Consider the following 15866-nt stretch of genomic DNA (forward strand, 5'->3'; position numbering starts at 1 on the left):
CAAAAATTCAATATAACTTTTAAGGTTTCAATAGCCATAACTGGCTTTATTTTATCAAACATAGCATGGAAAAATCAGCTTTAGGCTTAACAAGGCTATATTAAATTAGGGCATTTACTCTATGGCGCTTTCGCCCCCATAGTGAGATAAAAATTATAAATTAGTGGTCTAGAGCATTTAATCACAACATTTTTACTAAACAACAATAATTTCAAATAAATACCTTATATACACTGCTATTTTTATGAGGCAATTCATGACAGAATTATAACCAACTTATTTTCTGGTAGCTTTATATGGATTATTATTCTAAACCCAAGGACATCTCAGCCTTAGACGCAAAATTAGAAGCACAAAAAATTGCATTTTCCCCCATTGCCTTTCAAGCGGTAATGACACTGCTTAGAACCAATATTTTGAAATACCTATCTGATACTGGTGAGCAAGGAGCTACGTCTAAACAGTTAGCTGAGCAATCAAAAATCTCTGAATACGGCGTTAAGGTATTACTTGATATGGCGGCCTCTATGGGAGTCGTTTGGATTAAAAATGATGATACGTTTAGGCTAGATAAAATAGGTCACTTTATTGTTAATGATAAATTAACCTTAGCTAACATCAATTTTACCCAGGATGTTTGTTATCAAGGTATGTTTCACTTAGAAGAAGCGATCAGATCAGGCAAGCCTTCCGGATTAAAAGTATTTGGTGATTGGCCAACGATATATCCCGCTTTAACTTCACTGCCTGATAATGTTAAGAAAAGTTGGTTTGAGTTTGATCATTTTTATTCAGACCATTCATTCCCCGAAGTTATGCCTATTATTTTTGAAGATAAGCCACAATGTATTTTAGATGTTGGCGGAAATACCGGTAAGTGGACGTTGGCTTGTCTAAATTTTGATACTGATGTTCATATGGCCATTATGGACTTACCACAGCAATTAACCGTATTGCAGAGCAACGTCGCAGAGCAAGGCATGCTCGAACGAATAGAAGTTCATCCAACGGATTTACTTGCAGCAGACGCTCAATTTTATCAAGGGGCTGATGTGATTTGGATGAGCCAATTCTTAGACTGCTTTTCACAAGAGCAAATCCTTGATATTTTAAAAGGCGCGGTGAAAGTTATGACGCAAGATACTAGCTTATTTATTATGGAGACCTATTGCGATAGACAAAGATTTGAAGCTGCAACATATTGTATCAATGCAACATCACTGTATTTTACCGCCTTAGCAAATGGAGATAGCCGAATGTATCATTCAGGTGATTTCATCAAGTTAATTCAAAAAGCGGGCCTATATGTAGAGAAAGACATTGACGATATTGGCTTAGGGCACACCTTGTTTAAATGCAGAAAGAATATGCGCATTACAGAATAGTCGTTCTACCTTTCGAACTTCATATTTTACACTACTGTTTTTTGCATTTATCTTAAATTATAAATGCAAAAAACAGTTAGGTAACCAACTTCAACAGTTCGTTCTATAAACCCTGCCAACGCTTAAAAATCAATGAGGTATTTATACCACCAAAAGCAAAATTATTACTCATTACATAATTTGTCTTTAATGTTCTTGCCTGTCCTTGAATATAATCCAGTGGTGCACAGTCGCTATCAATGCTTTCAAGGTTTAACGTTGGTGCAAACCAGTTATCTGTCATCATATTGATACTTGCCCACGCCTCAATAGCGCCACAAGCGCCCAAGGTATGACCTAAATAGCTTTTAAGTGAACTGATAGGGATTTCACCAAAAATGCTATGAGTTGCAAGTGACTCGGCAATATCGCCTTTTTCAGTAGAAGTACCATGAGCATTAACGTAACCAATATCTTCAGGTGATAGCTGGGCATCATCTAATGCCAAACGCATAGCTCGTTCCATAGTTTCAGCGGTTGGTTGAGTTACGTGTTTACCGTCAGCATTGGTACCAAAGCCGACGAGTTCAGCTAAGATAGTTGCGCCTCTTGCCTGTGCATACTCAAGATCTTCAAGAATAAAAGTACAGGCCCCCTCACCAATGACTAATCCATCACGTTTATTGTCAAATGGCCTTGGCGTAGTGTTTGGAAGTTCATTTTTCAAGCTTGTGGCAAATAACGTATCAAAAACAGCGACACTGGATAAACACAATTCTTCTGCACCACCGGCAACCATTGCTTTTTGCTTACCAAACTTAATTGCTTCATAGGCATAACCAAGCCCTTGTGATGAAGAGGTACACGCTGAACTTGTGGTAATGGTTCTTCCCTTTAAGCCGAAGAAAATACCAACATTAACGGGTGTTGTATGAGCCATCATTTTGATATAACTAGTGGCAGTAAGACCATCCATATTGTTATCTTTAAGTAAATCGCCAAAAGCGGGAATAGGCTCAGGTGATCCCATACAAGAGCCATAAGAAATACCTATATCACCACTTGTTAATCGCTCACTCCCTAATAATCCTGCTTGAGTTAATGCCTCTTCAGTGACTTGAGTTGCCATTATCGACACTTTACCCATAGAGCGTATTTGCTTACGTTTATAATGCTTTGGCGTTTGGTAAAGCGGAACAGGTGCTGCTAAGTTAGTATTTAAACCCGAAACCTTTCGCCACTCTGGCATATTAACCACAGCATTTTCGCCTTTTTCAAGAGCGACTTTAAAACTGTCCCAACAATTACCTAAGGCTGTGATCGCAGAAATTCCGGTGATAACAACTCTTTTCATTATGCTAATCCCCCATTAACTGAAATAGTTTGTCGGGTAATATACGCGGCATCATCCGACATCAAAAACGACACAGTACCAGCAACTTCTTCAGGTTTTCCCATACGTTTAAGTGGGATCATTTTTAATATTTCAGTCACGGGTAACTCTTCTGTCATTTCAGTATCGATTAAACCAGGGGCGACACAATTTACCGTGATTTTTCGCTTCGCCAACTCTAAAGAGAGTGCTTTTGTCGCGCCAATAAGTCCCGCCTTGGCTGCACTGTAATTAACCTGTCCTCGATTACCGATAATGCCAGAAACAGAGGAAAGCGTTACGATCCTGCCACCTTTTCGAGTTTGAATCATTGGCATCACCGTTGGGTGTACCACATTATAAAAGCCATCTAAGCCTGTTCTAATAACACTATCCCAATCTTCACCTGTCATAGCAGGAAAAGCAGTATCCTTGGTTAAACCGGCATTACACACTACGCCATAATAAGCGCCATTTTCAGTGATATCATGGTCAATTATTGCTTTAACTTGCTCTCTATCACAAACATCAAATTGTAGAATATTTGCCGTTCTACCTATTGCTTCTACTTCTCGTGCAGTTTCTTGAGCGCGTTCGATACTATTGAGGCAATGAACAGTTATATTGAAGCCATCTTTTGCTAAACGTAATGCAATCGACTTTCCGATGCCTCGGCTTGAACCTGTCACTAATATTCTTTTACTCATATCACCCATCTCGCTTCATTCCTAAACTAAACTTTTACTGTTTTTCACTCATCCCAACAAAATCTTGTGGCTCTGGAGGTAAAAAAACATTCACCTGTGCGCTAGCTATCATGCACTCTTGGTTTAAAATTTCACAACTATATACACCAAGCCCTGAGGACTCTTTGTGTAATTCAACAATTTTTACTTTTAAATGACTACCATTTTTAAAATAGTTTTGCGTCTGCTGGTATTTTCTTGAGCCTAATAGAAATCCTATTTGCACTGGTTTCCCCTGCTCTAACGCTTTAGCCCCTGCAAAAGCAGCAATTGACTGAGCCATATATTCAATACCGATATAAGCGGGCACTCCAGACTTATCTGTCTGATAAAAAGCTGAGTGTTCGTCAATATCAAGCCAACACGTGGCCGACTCATTATTAAAGTCGTCTAAACCGCCAATGAGGATCATTGGCTCACGATGGGAGATAAGCTCGTTAATAGGGTATTTATTCAAAACTAGTTCCTAATATTAGACTGATATTACTGCCTCCAAAAGCAAAAGAGTTAGATAGACACATTGATAAGCTATCTACTGATTCACCTGAGCTTACATTAAAGCTATTCAATGTCGGGTCAATATTGCCATTGTTCTTATTCTCAGGAATAAGTCGTTTTGTATTTTCTTTACTTAACAGCAACCAAGTTAACCCCGCTTCAATTGCTCCTGCCGCGCCTAATGTATGACCTGTAAACCTTTTGGTTGAACCGGCCAAAACTTCATGCTGACAAAATGCGGAAACAGCCTTAGCTTCCATATCATCATTTTTGGGCGTGCCTGTACCATGTAAATTTAGGTAATTTAGCTGCTCTGCTGAAATATTTGCATTTTCAACCGCTTGTTTCATTGAAGATAACGCACCAACCCCTTCAGGCTCCGGCGCTGAAACATGATAGGCATCAGATGATTCACCCACAGACAACAGCTTAATATCATCTTTAGTCTGACTCATAACAAACAGTGCTGCACCTTCGCCAATATTAATACCATCACGCTCACTACCAAACGGATTACAATAAGATTTGGCGGTAGACTCAAGTGATTTAAAGCCATTACTTGGTAATTGACTTAAGGTATCAACACCACCACAAATAACGATATCAGCCAAGTCACTTTCGAGTATCATTTTAGCGCTATGTAAAGCTTTAGCACTTGAGCTACAAGCGGTAGAAATACTATAAACCGGACCTTGAGCGTCTACTTTACTGGCAATAAATTGCGCTGGAGCAATCATTTCTTGGCTCGAGTAATGAAAGGCTTGGGGCATATCACCTGTCGCTAACAATGACGCTCTTGCTTGCTCTCCTTCTAAAATGCCAGAAGTACTTGTCCCTATTACCACACCAATTCGGGCAGAATTCTTTTGTGCTTTTAACCGCTCTATTGTTGGCATTATTTGAATTAATGCAGCAAGCGCTAATTGATTATTGCGACTGTTAAAGTGACTTTCTTCATTGTCCATCGATGGCAGTTCACCATTTACTTGACCCACATATAAAGGCTCGCCATTAACCAATAAACGGGTATTAAAAGATAAAAACTCTTCATCCGTTTGCGTGGTCAAATTTTTCAGTACACTATTTTTATCTGTGCCCAGTGAGCAGATAATACCTAAATCATGAAGGCTTGCCGCTAACATTGTATTACTCCATAGGTAAAATGGTTAACTGATAACCACGTTGAAAGTGCTTGTAACTAATGCTATCAGTACCTTTGACAATACTTATGATTAAATTACCATCTGATTTAATTATTCGCTCTTTACCATTTTCGTTTTCTGTAATTACCGCATCTGTAAGCGCTGCATTTAATGCGGCTAAAGGCCAATACACTAATTGAATATCTGAAATGATATACGGCAGAGGTAACATATCAAACTCAACATATTTCTTTTGTTTCAGTGCCTGCCCTTCTACAAAAACCAGCTCAAATAAAGGTAAACCTTGTGGGGAAACAGCCACTAAATTTAGCCCTTGTTCGGTTAGCTCTAACTGCGTCAGTAATTGATTTTCTTTACCCTGATAGGTAATGGTTAACAGCTGGTTTTTTGATTGATTAACCAATGAGCCTGGTGGTGCAGTTAATTGCAATGTCACAGCCTCAGCAATATCCACTTGATTAACGTTATTCTGGTTAACGCCAACATTTGAGTTGCTACTACAGCCACAAAGCATGAACACTAGCGCGGCAAGCATTAATTTTACTGACATAGCGCTACCAATGTTTTAAAACGTCTTTCACTTTGTGCGACATAAGGGTTACTTTGATCCCAAGCGTAGCCCGCTAAAATTGAACTAATCATAGCTTTTACTTTGGTATCTTGATCTTGGTAAAAAATCACATCTTGAAAACCAGATTCATACCATGAATTTACAAAAGTTTTAAAGCAATCTACACCCTTTTTGAGCGGCACCGCAAAGCTTTGTTCAAAATCAACCGATTCACCATCAAGGTAACGTAATACTTGTGGAGCAATTAATACTGCAGAGCAAAGCGCAATGGTAACCCCTGAAGAAAATACAGGGTCTAGAAACTCTCCTGCATTACCTAATAAGGCATAATTTTTAGCGGCTAAATGTGTTACATCAGCTGAGTATCCGGCTAACTTATTGACTTCATTGTGCCATTTTGCCTTTTTTAATAAGTTGTGTAAATTTGGAGCAGCATGAATAAAGTGCTTCAATATCATTTCAGGAGTGTCACCTTGAGAAAACTGCTCAGGTTTTCCGACTACGCCAACGCTTGAAGTCCCATCTGAAAAGGGGATTAGCCAATACCAGATGTCTGAATCATTAGGGTTTACTGTGATCAATATCTTGTCACGATCAAAGTTACAGCACTCAATATTGTCTTCAACGTGAGTAAAATATGAAGTACGGGTTGGCAGGTGTGATGGCTTTTCTAACGATAACATACGCGGTAAAACGCGTGCAAAGCCACTGGCATCAAGTAAAAATTTACTTTCGACTTGGTATAAGCTGCCTTGTTCATCTAATACTTCTAATATTGGGCAAAGACAATCAACATCAACCGTTTTCACTTCATGACCATACCTAATTTGTGCGCCGGCATCTGCAGCACCATCAGCTAATACTTTATCGAAACTTGCGCGCTTCACTTGGTATGTTGTACCCGGTCCTTTTGAGAATTTCTGAGTAAAATTAAACTCAGTATCTTGGCCTTGCTTATGAAATGCTGCGCCGTTTTTAAACTGAAAGCCATTTTCTTTTGCATTGTCGTGCACTGTTTGCTCTAAACCCGCTTGTGCAAGAAACGCCATGCATTGTGGTAAAAGGCTTTCTCCGATTGAAAAACGGGGAAAATACTGCTTTTCGATAACTAGTACACTTCGCCCTGCACGAGCAAGCATCGCTGAAGCAACGGCTCCCGATGGTCCCGCACCAATAATTACTACATCAAATTGTTCTTTATTCACGGTTCTTCCTTATTTACCACAGACAATGGTGCGAGTATAAAAATACTCACTATGCCTAGCATCACTGTTAATCCAAAGCTATAAACTGCAGGGGTTTTACTAAAGATCAATACGCCAAAAACAAACAAAGACGACAACGCAGATAAGCTAATTGCCAACACATTGAATTTATTAGTGCCTCGGTATTGATAAAAAATTAAATAATCAATGGCTAAGGCAAGAATCAACATCATTGCCAATACATTAAATAAGTTTAAAGGCCCTTGAATCATATAACTTAGCATTAATGCAATCGATACTGATAAGACTAGGGCCAGGCTATGATTACATGCGGCCTTAAGACCAAATCGAATCCATATAACCAATGAGAACATTATTAATGCCAGCATAAACCAATACAGTAAACTCTCTCTTGAATCATTCATTATCTGTGAAATATTCTCTGCTTTATCAAAGGGGATTACTTGGCCACCGAAACCTTCAATGATACTAACTAACTGCGCTGTGGTAATATTTGAAAGCTGTAACAAGGAAACAAATTCATCGTTATGATTTTCTTTATCTACACCTAACCCAGAATTTAAACCAACATATATAAACGGTAAAACGTAAGGCGCAATAACTGAATTTTTAATCGCTTGGTAAGTGAGTGGCGCAGAAGTATTAATAGTCACCTCTAGCCCTGTTGCTTCCTCCCAAGAAGAAAACACATCATTGCTTTGGGCAAGCTTTAGTCGCTTATTATTGTCATTTTGTCGCTGTTTCGATGGCAACCAATCACTAATACCTTTTACTTGAGGTGTGACATCTAATTCGGTACTTAACGCTAAAATCCGAGCACGAATAGCTTCCTCTGTCTGCAAAACTTGTTCAATAGTCGAGCCTAGTATGAATAATCGCTTAACGTCTTGTCCAGATAACGTTTTTTGATGAAAAGTTTCATTACTAATGAGTGTCGCACTACTGCCATTGAGATCTGCAATACTGTCATTAAATTTTATCGGTATTAACAAATAACTGACAAAAACTAGGCCACTGACCACAATCAACAGACCTACTCTTCGACCTTGAAATTTCTTAATAAGCTTAATAAGATTTGCTAGTTTTTTGTCTAGTGTTGAATTGTTCAGCTCTGACTTTGAAGATGAGATAGTTGGTACTAATGTAAAGACACAGACCATTGCCCCCACCAAACCAGCGATGATAAATGTAGCTACTTGACTTAAGAAACTCATCGGCGCAAGTGTCAATAATATATAACCTAAGGCAGTAGAGATAAAACCGAGAAAAATAGATTTATTTACCATCGTTAATGATGGTTTTTTATTGTGTAACTCTGTTAAAACATGAAAACAGTAATCAATAGAAATACCGATGAGTGTCACGCCGAAAACCAGACTAATGATATGCACACTATCAAATAATAACGCTAAAGCAATAAAGCCATAAATCACCGCATTCATAATAGTCAAAATAACTGCAAACAAGGCAGTTTTACTGCGAAAAACAAAGTAAACCATAACGAGCATAGCGAGCAGACTAAGCCCGCCAAAAAAGCTCATTTCAAATTTCGCTTGGCTAGAATTCTCTGCAGTATGAAACAGCACACCTGAGTACTTCACCACTGATTCTGGGTATTGTTTTTCTACCTGATGGATAACCTGCTTAATTTCTTGGGCTACAGTTATCGCTTTGTTAACATTAAGAGCTTCATTATCAATAGTAAAAATTATAATAAATTGTTGCTGACCCTTTAATGACGATGTAGTTATCAACCGGCCATCTTCAAGTGCTAAGCCATCATTTTTAGCAAATGCTTGTTCAACAAATTCAGCGGTCGATAGGCTGGGATCTTGTGCAATTGATGCGCTGACAAACGGGTTGACTATCTCGGTGAGTTTTTGGCTAGCAAATAGCAGATAACTTTCTGGGCTAGACAACGCCTTTAAAAAGTTATCTGCTAGTAAAACACCTTGGTATGGCAAGTAAAATTGTACAGATTTTTCTAAATCGAGTTCTATGGCCTTTACATTAAACCATGGGTTTTTTTGTGATAATGAAAAGAATTGATCATGGGAAAGTTTTGCGTCTGTACCTGAAAAGGAAATAAATACATGTCTTTTATTGCCATCAAAAAAATGCGATTCAGCATCTTGCACCACTGTTTGTATATTTTGTGGTAATAGCGACAAAATATCTGCTTGAAATTTCGCTTTGCCCGTAATCAAAACAAATACCAGCAAAATCATTGCAACTAACCCTTGGATAAGTCCAAGTTGACGTTTCATACACTTCCCTATTTGTCGCTATAATTCTTTATTGTAAGAGATTGATATTTCGGTTCTATTCATGTTTTTATCAAATAACACAAACTCATCAACCTGCTTATCACCACATAATATTATTTGTTCAATAAAGGCTGTCATTGACGATGTTTTTGGCTTCAAAGTCACACAATTAGCAGTATTGTTATCATCATAGAAAGCAAAACTATTTGTTAGCGCAGTGAAGTTACCCGCTATTAAGTGTTGTAATAATTGCGCAATGGTACTAGCTTGAGCAGGCGCCTTTTTACTGCCAGAGTTATCTTTAAAGTAAAGTTCACCGTTATTAAAGGTAATGGCACTCTCTACAGGTTTACGTGTTTTCCAAATAAATTCATCATTGGATATCACAAAGTTACCAGACGATAAAAATGGCTTTTTTAAGACTTTAAAATATTTTCTTTGAATAAAATCGCCTTGTTGACTGACGAAACCACCTTGATTAATCTGTAACCGGTTTTCAACCTGTTCAACGGATAGTGACACTTTATCAGCTGAGGTAGTAGGTATTACTGTATTATCGGCAATGGCTGAATTAATCGAAAAAAGAGAAAAAACGCAGTAAAAAAGAACAAATAAATGACTAGCCATTTTAGCAAATGAAATATTCATTACAGTACCTTAGTTAGTTTATCTAACAATACTTTAGGACTCGTATATTGCATTTCTTGATTACTTCTATCGACTGCTACTTGTACCGTTGATGCTTTAGTCAGTTTCTCACCTGTTTTACTATCAAAAATTAAATAATCAATTTTCAAACAAGTTTCATACTCTTTTAAATAGGCAGTCACCTTGATTTTTTGAGTAAAGACTGCCGAGCCAATATACTTAATGCGCATATCAACAATGGGCCATAGATAACCGGAGTCATCCATAGCAAGGTAATCGTAATCAAATTGTCTTAATAATTCACAGCGTGCCACTTCAATATAACGTGCATAATTACCATGCCACACCACTTGCATTGGATCACAGTCGTGAAACGGTATTTCAATGTCTACTTCTGCGGTTAACAATGCATTTTTGCTATTCATAAAGTTTCCAGCGCTGTGTTTGTATCGCGTCAATGGTATAACGTAAGTCAGACTCCAATGGTCTGTCTTCCACTAAGGTTTCAAAGTTTTCAGCTACGTCGTCATACATTTCCATCAAATTTGGCGATAAGGTATCGTGATCCAACTCACCACTTTTAATACGAATTCTTAGGGCTTGTACGGCAGCTAATAAGGTACTTGCTAATACTTGCTCAGTTAGTTGCATTACACGTAAAGCATCTCTTGCAGCGATGGTGCCCATACTCACTTTATCTTGATTGTGACATTCTGTTGAGCGTGAGAATACACTTGCTGGCATCGTTAATTTCAATGCTTCAGCGGTATAAGCTGAGGCTCCGATTTGTACGGCTTTGAACCCGTGGTTAATAAATCTACGCTCGTCACAACTTGCCGATAAATTTGACGGTAAACCATTGTTATAACGGGTATCAACTAATGAGGCAATTTGCCTATCGGCTAAATCTGCTAAGTTAGCAACGACAGTTTTCATGCTATCCATAACCATGGCAATATGTCCACCATAAAAATGTCCACCATGTAAAACATGCTCACCAATGCCGTCGATTATTGGATTATCATTCGCTGAATTAAGTTCGTTTTCTATCATACTTCTAAAGAATGGCAGACTGTCTTGCAACACTCCTATGATGTGTGGAGCGCAACGAATAGAGTAGCGATCTTGTAATCTATCTGAATTTCTTGGGTGTTCATAATGATTTAAATCTTGACGAATCCAAGCCGCAATTTGCCCTTGCCCTGGATGTGGTTTCACCGAAAACAAAATATCATCAAAATGATGACTATTGCCTTGCAGCGCAAGACTAGATAGTGCGGTAATACGGCTGGCCAACTTAGCCAAATACTCAGCGCGATCGTAAGCTAAACATGAAAGTGCTGTCATCACAGCAGTACCGTTCATTATCGCTAAACCTTCTTTAGGTCTAAGCGTAATTGGTGTTAATCCTTCCTGCGCCATAACAATATTACTGGATTTAATTTCACCTTTAAACAATACATCTCGTTCGCCAATGAGTGCTCCGGCAACGTATGAAAGTGGCGTCAAATCGCCACTTGCGCCTACTGAGCCTTCTTGAGGAATAACAGGGATAATATCTTGGTTAATAAATTCGACCAGTAGATTAAGTAATTCCCAACTAACACCTGAGAATCCTTGGCTTAAAGAGGCAAGACGGGTAGCAAGTATTGCTCGACCCTCTGTTCGATTAAAAGCTTGGCCTAAGCCACAACCATGAAAACGTGTTAAGTGTAATGGTAATTCTTTAACGAGATCTAGGGGGATATTTACCGTTACCGAGTCACCATAGCCGGTAGTAACGCCGTATATCACGCCATCTTCTTTTAGAAGGGTGTCTAAAAATTCAAGCGCTGAATTAATCTTTTTACTAAAATGTTCATCATTGGTTAATTCAACTAATACATCTTGTTTTGATATGTTAACAATGTCTTCTATTGATAACCTATTTAAGCCAAAAATGGCAACTTGCTGACTCACTTATTCTCTCCATTAGATTCGATACGGCTTACTTGCTCGTCTGTCTGCCAAAAGTCATAAAAATTAAACCATTGATAGGGGTACTTTACCGCGTAATGACTTAGCCGTTGTGCATATTTTTCTACAATTTCTTGTAATACCTGTGCACGTTGTTTCCTGGGCAAAGCTAACCTGTCAGTCACATGTTCAAAAATCAAGTTAAAGCGCCCTTTTGATTTAAAACAAAATATCCAATAGATTGGACATTCTAACAAAGCAGCCAGAATAAATGGACCTTGAGCAAATGGTGCCTTTTTACCTAAAAATGGGGCATATATAACTCTACCACCAATGCTGATACTGGTTCTATCACCGACGATAACAATGGCTTCGCCTTGTTCAACTTTTTCTTTAAGCACAACAGCCAGTCCTGGACCAATATCACCAACTTGGATCAGATTTACCGTCACTTTATTGTTTACTTTTTCTAATAATTTATTAAATTTAACTGCATTATCGGTAAAAACTAACACATTAATAACAACATCATCTTTCATGGTACTTAAGGCTCGACATACCTCTAGGTTACCTAAATGAGAGCCTATAAAAATCCCGCCTTGTTTTTGTTCTACCAGCTCTTTAATTCCGTTTCTATCAAGGTAATCAATATCATTTTCGCTGACTCTACCTAGCCAAGCATCGAGTTTATCAAATACCGAATCAGCAAAACTGCAGTGAAGTTTTAACCCATGCCAGAAACCAGCCCTTTCTCTCTGACCATTTTCATCATGTAAGGCTCTTGCTAAGAACTGAAGCGAAGCATGACGAGCGACTTTATTAACGATATATAAATAACAAACAACAGGGAATAACACTAGCCACAATATACGTCTGCCAACAAGACGATAGAAAGCAAATAATATTCGCATACCTAAAATAGAGCCACGTTCTTCTAGCGTCGACCAATGTTGGTTTTGAGCTTCTTTTTCTTTAATTGTTGGTTTAGACATTAGCAGAAGTGACGAAAAATAAGTTTGGGGGCTCTGAACAACATACCAAAAAACAATCGTGTATGCATCCAGCTTATGCGAGCATTGTCTTCAAACGCTCTAAAATGCGATATACCAAATTCAGGATAAATAACTTTTGTTGGTAAAAACTTAACATCAATACCTTGCCAATATAAGCGCACCATAATTTCAGTATCAAAGTCCATACGTTTACCTAAGTTAACCTTATTCATTAACTCAATACTTTGACCAACTGGGTATACGCGAAAGCCGCACATACTGTCTTTTAATTGAAAAGATAAGGTTTCAATGTATACCCAAAAGTGGGTAATAAAGCGAGCAAAATAGCGGTGCTTAGGAATTGATTCATCGTACACTGGTTTACCAGAAATGAGTGCATCAGGATGTTGTTTAGATAACGCGATTAATGACGTAATATCGGCAAGATTATGTTGGCCGTCGGCATCGACTTGGATAGCATATTCAAAGCCAAGCTTATGCGCGTATTTTAAACCTGTTTGCACCGCAGCGCCCTTGCCTTGATTTTCGCTATGGTGAATCAGGGTAAGTAAGGGCACTTTATCGACAAGTGATTCAAAAAGCTTTTTTGCCGATGCTTTACTGCCATCATCAATCATAATAATAGAAAATTCATAGGCCGATAAACGCAATAATAACACCTCTAACTCATGAGTATGATTGTAATTAGGAATAATCAAACAGTACATCACAAGGTTTCCTCAAGTGCGGCTTCTTCTAACATTGTTTCTTCTAAAAGAATGCGGCCACTAGCGTGCACTCCTTTTTCTGAATGATATTCAAATAAAAATTTATGGTCCGATTTACGTATTAACGACAAGTCTACAATTTGATCTGCATGGATTATTTCTTTAAATTTAAGGACTTCAACTTGTCTAACTACAGTAGACGATAATTTTAAATGTTCATGGGCGAAATTAACGGCCCAATTTAATTGCACTACACCTGCAAGGATAGAAACATTGGGAAAATGCCCTTTAAAGTAATCTAAGCTCGCTTGTACTTTGAAGGTCAATTTGACCCCTTCACCAATAATTTCTTTCTTGATAAATAACGGCTGGGTTTCTTGCAATTTATTCAAAAAGTTTCTCCAATTCTCTTTGTACTAATTTTCCCTGAGAATTATAAGGTAATTCGGTTAAGTAACGCCATTTTTTCGGTAAACAAACCAACTCAAACTTACCTAATAAGTGATTTTTAATCTCACGGGTAAACGCGATAGTGGTTAGCTCATCTCGTTTAACTAAACCAAGTTCAGTTAAACTTAACACGGCAAACAGCACATCTCGCTTGCCTGTTTTTAATAAAATTCGAGATTCATTTATCCAACAGTGTTCATTTGCAACTTGTTCCATAGCGGATAAATTGACCCGTTTTTCTTCTAATTTTACATTACGGTCTATACGCCCTTGTAATGTGAACTCAGTAGCCGACGTTAACTCGCCCATGTCATCTAATAGCATTGATGAATCTGACACCCAGGGTGATTGTAATATTAGCCTTTTGCTTTGCGCTTCTACGCTTAAGGTAATACCTTTAAATGTCTGCCAATGCGATGCTGGCAAAGAGTCAACTTGGCGATAGGCAATACCACCGGTTTCTGTACTGCCGTAAACTTGGGTGATAGGAAAATCTAGTTGTTGATTTAAATGAATCGCAATGTCATCGGCAAGCAAACCGCCGGATGAAAATATATAACTAAAGTGATTAGAATACGCAGCCAAAACATTGTCATTTATCAAGCGTTTTAAAAATGCAGGACTAGAAATTAATGCTACCTTTTTGTCACTCTGCAATGCTGATTTTACATGCTCAGGATACTCAAAGGTATCAGATATTAACGTACCGTTAGATAAAGGCCATAGCAAACGAAAAAGCAGGCCGTAAATATGCTGATGAGAAACCGTGGCAATCAATTTTTCGTAACGCTTTATGTTAAATACGTTTTGTAACTGAGCGAGTTCTAAATTAATTTGTTGCCATGACTTATGAATAATCTTTGCATCCCCTGTTGAACCAGAGGTAGAGAAATAAAGGTCTCCAGAGTCAGGCCAACTAAAACCCGATGTTGAATTTAGCTGCGGATTATCGCTTTTTCTTTCGAAATCAACGGACTCTATACTTGGAAAAGTGATTTCATGACCAAGTTCACCAGAAAATGCATCTGTCGTTGCAAAGAGCGAATCAAGTGTTTGTATTTGGCTATTACTTGGAAAGTATACGTCAATTGACTCAGCACTTAAGGCAAATAACCGTATTGAAAATTGGTAAGTATCGCTGTGATACAAGACTACTTTAAGTGGCGTATTTATTAACTGATTCGCACTACTCTGTGCTTTTTTAAAGTTCCGAATCTTGGCTCGATAATGGTTAATATCAATGATAAATTCGTTGAGGGATATATCATTACCGTTAAGAAAAAATAGTCTGTGCGAGTTGGCCAGATGCGTTAAATCAAACACTTTTCTTCCGCCCTGCTTTTACTTTCCAGCGTACCAACCACTCTACTGACATTAACGTGCCCATTAAGATGTAAGAAATAAGGCCATTGTATAAGGTCCATTGAGCTATCGATGAATACAGTGCAGTGTAAAGCGCAATACTGCCATTTATACTAAAAAACAAGCACCATACCCATGTCACTTTTTCAGTATATTTAACGGCAAAATCATCGAGCTCTGGCTCTTGAAGTCGTGCTAAAGTTTCTATGACACTTGGCTTTTGATACAAAGAATAGGAAAAAATGCAAAGTAACCCTAGATTCATAGCGACAGGATAGAGTAAAACACCGATAGCTTGGTCAAAAACTACCGAAAACAGCAGTACTGAAATAGCCATGACTGAGGTTAATTTCAACCACGGCTGTTTGCTTTTAGAATTTGTTGCCAACCGCAGAGAAAAAACACCTATAAGCGCAACAGCAACATAGCGAGGCTCAAAATAGTTAAGCCCCGTATAGACAATGATTGGATAAAAAATTAACAGTAGAGCGATCAACGCTGTGGTAAGTGTTTTCACTAGTAT

The 15866-nt window shown here is 38.2% G+C and carries 16 protein-coding genes; 1 reads left to right on the plus strand and 15 read right to left on the minus strand.

Translation table 11 applies throughout. The features are described from left to right. Nucleotides 1-296 precede the first annotated feature (296 nt). Nucleotides 297-1385 (plus strand): class I SAM-dependent methyltransferase, encoded by a 1089-nt coding sequence (locus tag DWA31_RS05140; RefSeq protein WP_114325577.1) that lies wholly within the window; start codon nt 297-299, stop codon nt 1383-1385. A gap of 103 nt (nt 1386-1488) precedes the next feature. Here DWA31_RS05140 and DWA31_RS05145 read toward each other — a convergent pair whose 3' ends face one another. Genes DWA31_RS05145 through DWA31_RS05215 form a run of 15 tightly spaced genes read right to left on the minus strand, consistent with a single transcriptional unit; the run spans nt 1489 to nt 15860 of the window. Next, nucleotides 1489-2718 carry a beta-ketoacyl-ACP synthase gene (locus tag DWA31_RS05145; RefSeq protein ID WP_114325578.1) on the minus strand — a complete coding sequence of 410 codons (1230 nt, stop codon included), beginning with the start codon at nt 2716-2718 and terminating at the stop codon, nt 1489-1491. After that, on the minus strand, nt 2718-3443 hold the full coding sequence (gene fabG, locus DWA31_RS05150) for a 3-oxoacyl-ACP reductase FabG (RefSeq protein ID WP_114325629.1): 726 nt from the start codon (nt 3441-3443) through the stop codon (nt 2718-2720). The genes DWA31_RS05145 and fabG overlap by 1 nt, the downstream gene beginning before the upstream one ends. A gap of 34 nt (nt 3444-3477) precedes the next feature. Continuing rightward, entirely contained in the window at nt 3478-3939 is a 462-nt protein-coding gene (locus tag DWA31_RS05155; protein WP_114325579.1) for a hotdog family protein, read from the minus strand. Beyond that, on the minus strand, nt 3932-5122 hold the full coding sequence (locus tag DWA31_RS05160) for a beta-ketoacyl-ACP synthase (protein ID WP_114325580.1): 1191 nt from the start codon (nt 5120-5122) through the stop codon (nt 3932-3934). Before DWA31_RS05160 ends, DWA31_RS05155 begins: the two co-directional genes overlap by 8 nt. A 4-nt stretch (nt 5123-5126) precedes the next feature. After that, nucleotides 5127-5693, minus strand: a complete 567-nt coding sequence (locus DWA31_RS05165) for a DUF3261 domain-containing protein (protein ID WP_114325581.1) — start codon at nt 5691-5693, stop codon at nt 5127-5129. Further along, nucleotides 5684-6919 carry an NAD(P)/FAD-dependent oxidoreductase gene (locus DWA31_RS05170; RefSeq protein WP_114325582.1) on the minus strand — a complete coding sequence of 412 codons (1236 nt, stop codon included), beginning with the start codon at nt 6917-6919 and terminating at the stop codon, nt 5684-5686. The genes DWA31_RS05165 and DWA31_RS05170 overlap by 10 nt, the downstream gene beginning before the upstream one ends. Continuing rightward, nucleotides 6916-9207 carry an MMPL family transporter gene (locus DWA31_RS05175; RefSeq protein WP_114325583.1) on the minus strand — a complete coding sequence of 764 codons (2292 nt, stop codon included), beginning with the start codon at nt 9205-9207 and terminating at the stop codon, nt 6916-6918. Before DWA31_RS05175 ends, DWA31_RS05170 begins: the two co-directional genes overlap by 4 nt. An 18-nt stretch (nt 9208-9225) precedes the next feature. Beyond that, a complete protein-coding gene (locus DWA31_RS05180; protein ID WP_114325584.1) occupies nt 9226-9855 on the minus strand; it encodes an outer membrane lipoprotein carrier protein LolA in 630 nt (209 codons plus the stop codon). After that, on the minus strand, nt 9855-10280 hold the full coding sequence (locus DWA31_RS05185; protein ID WP_114325585.1) for an acyl-CoA thioesterase: 426 nt from the start codon (nt 10278-10280) through the stop codon (nt 9855-9857). The genes DWA31_RS05180 and DWA31_RS05185 overlap by 1 nt, the downstream gene beginning before the upstream one ends. Continuing rightward, nucleotides 10273-11814 (minus strand): HAL/PAL/TAL family ammonia-lyase, encoded by a 1542-nt coding sequence (locus tag DWA31_RS05190; protein WP_114325586.1) that lies wholly within the window; start codon nt 11812-11814, stop codon nt 10273-10275. Before DWA31_RS05190 ends, DWA31_RS05185 begins: the two co-directional genes overlap by 8 nt. Next, a complete protein-coding gene (locus DWA31_RS05195) occupies nt 11811-12803 on the minus strand; it encodes a lysophospholipid acyltransferase family protein (RefSeq protein WP_114325587.1) in 993 nt (330 codons plus the stop codon). Before DWA31_RS05195 ends, DWA31_RS05190 begins: the two co-directional genes overlap by 4 nt. After that, nucleotides 12803-13531, minus strand: coding sequence for a glycosyltransferase family 2 protein (locus tag DWA31_RS05200; protein WP_210725549.1), 729 nt, complete (start codon nt 13529-13531; stop codon nt 12803-12805). The genes DWA31_RS05195 and DWA31_RS05200 overlap by 1 nt, the downstream gene beginning before the upstream one ends. Beyond that, the gene (locus DWA31_RS05205; RefSeq protein WP_114325589.1) at nt 13531-13923 is read right to left on the minus strand and encodes an ApeI family dehydratase; all 393 of its coding nucleotides are present in this window, start codon (nt 13921-13923) and stop codon (nt 13531-13533) included. The genes DWA31_RS05200 and DWA31_RS05205 overlap by 1 nt, the downstream gene beginning before the upstream one ends. Beyond that, entirely contained in the window at nt 13916-15304 is a 1389-nt protein-coding gene (locus tag DWA31_RS05210) for an AMP-binding protein (RefSeq protein ID WP_114325590.1), read from the minus strand. The genes DWA31_RS05205 and DWA31_RS05210 overlap by 8 nt, the downstream gene beginning before the upstream one ends. Then, the gene (locus DWA31_RS05215; RefSeq protein WP_114325591.1) at nt 15297-15860 is read right to left on the minus strand and encodes a COG4648 family protein; all 564 of its coding nucleotides are present in this window, start codon (nt 15858-15860) and stop codon (nt 15297-15299) included. The genes DWA31_RS05210 and DWA31_RS05215 overlap by 8 nt, the downstream gene beginning before the upstream one ends. Between the last annotated feature and the right edge of the window lie 6 nt (nt 15861-15866).

Source organism: Candidatus Colwellia aromaticivorans, assembly GCF_003333305.1.
Lineage (GTDB): Bacteria > Pseudomonadota > Gammaproteobacteria > Enterobacterales > Alteromonadaceae > Colwellia > Colwellia aromaticivorans.

Coding starts and splice junctions, on each gene's coding strand:
- DWA31_RS05140 (WP_114325577.1), top strand. CDS start 297: ATGGATTATTATTCTAAACCCAAGGACATCTCAGCCTTAGACGCAAAA.
- DWA31_RS05145 (WP_114325578.1), bottom strand. CDS start 2,718: ATGAAAAGAGTTGTTATCACCGGAATTTCTGCGATCACAGCCTTAGGT.
- fabG (WP_114325629.1), bottom strand. CDS start 3,443: ATGAGTAAAAGAATATTAGTGACAGGTTCAAGCCGAGGCATCGGAAAG.
- DWA31_RS05200 (WP_210725549.1), bottom strand. CDS start 13,531: ATGTACTGTTTGATTATTCCTAATTACAATCATACTCATGAGTTAGAG.
- DWA31_RS05180 (WP_114325584.1), bottom strand. CDS start 9,855: ATGAATATTTCATTTGCTAAAATGGCTAGTCATTTATTTGTTCTTTTT.
- DWA31_RS05160 (WP_114325580.1), bottom strand. CDS start 5,122: ATGTTAGCGGCAAGCCTTCATGATTTAGGTATTATCTGCTCACTGGGC.
- DWA31_RS05165 (WP_114325581.1), bottom strand. CDS start 5,693: ATGTCAGTAAAATTAATGCTTGCCGCGCTAGTGTTCATGCTTTGTGGC.
- DWA31_RS05175 (WP_114325583.1), bottom strand. CDS start 9,207: ATGAAACGTCAACTTGGACTTATCCAAGGGTTAGTTGCAATGATTTTG.
- DWA31_RS05185 (WP_114325585.1), bottom strand. CDS start 10,280: ATGAATAGCAAAAATGCATTGTTAACCGCAGAAGTAGACATTGAAATA.
- DWA31_RS05195 (WP_114325587.1), bottom strand. CDS start 12,803: ATGTCTAAACCAACAATTAAAGAAAAAGAAGCTCAAAACCAACATTGG.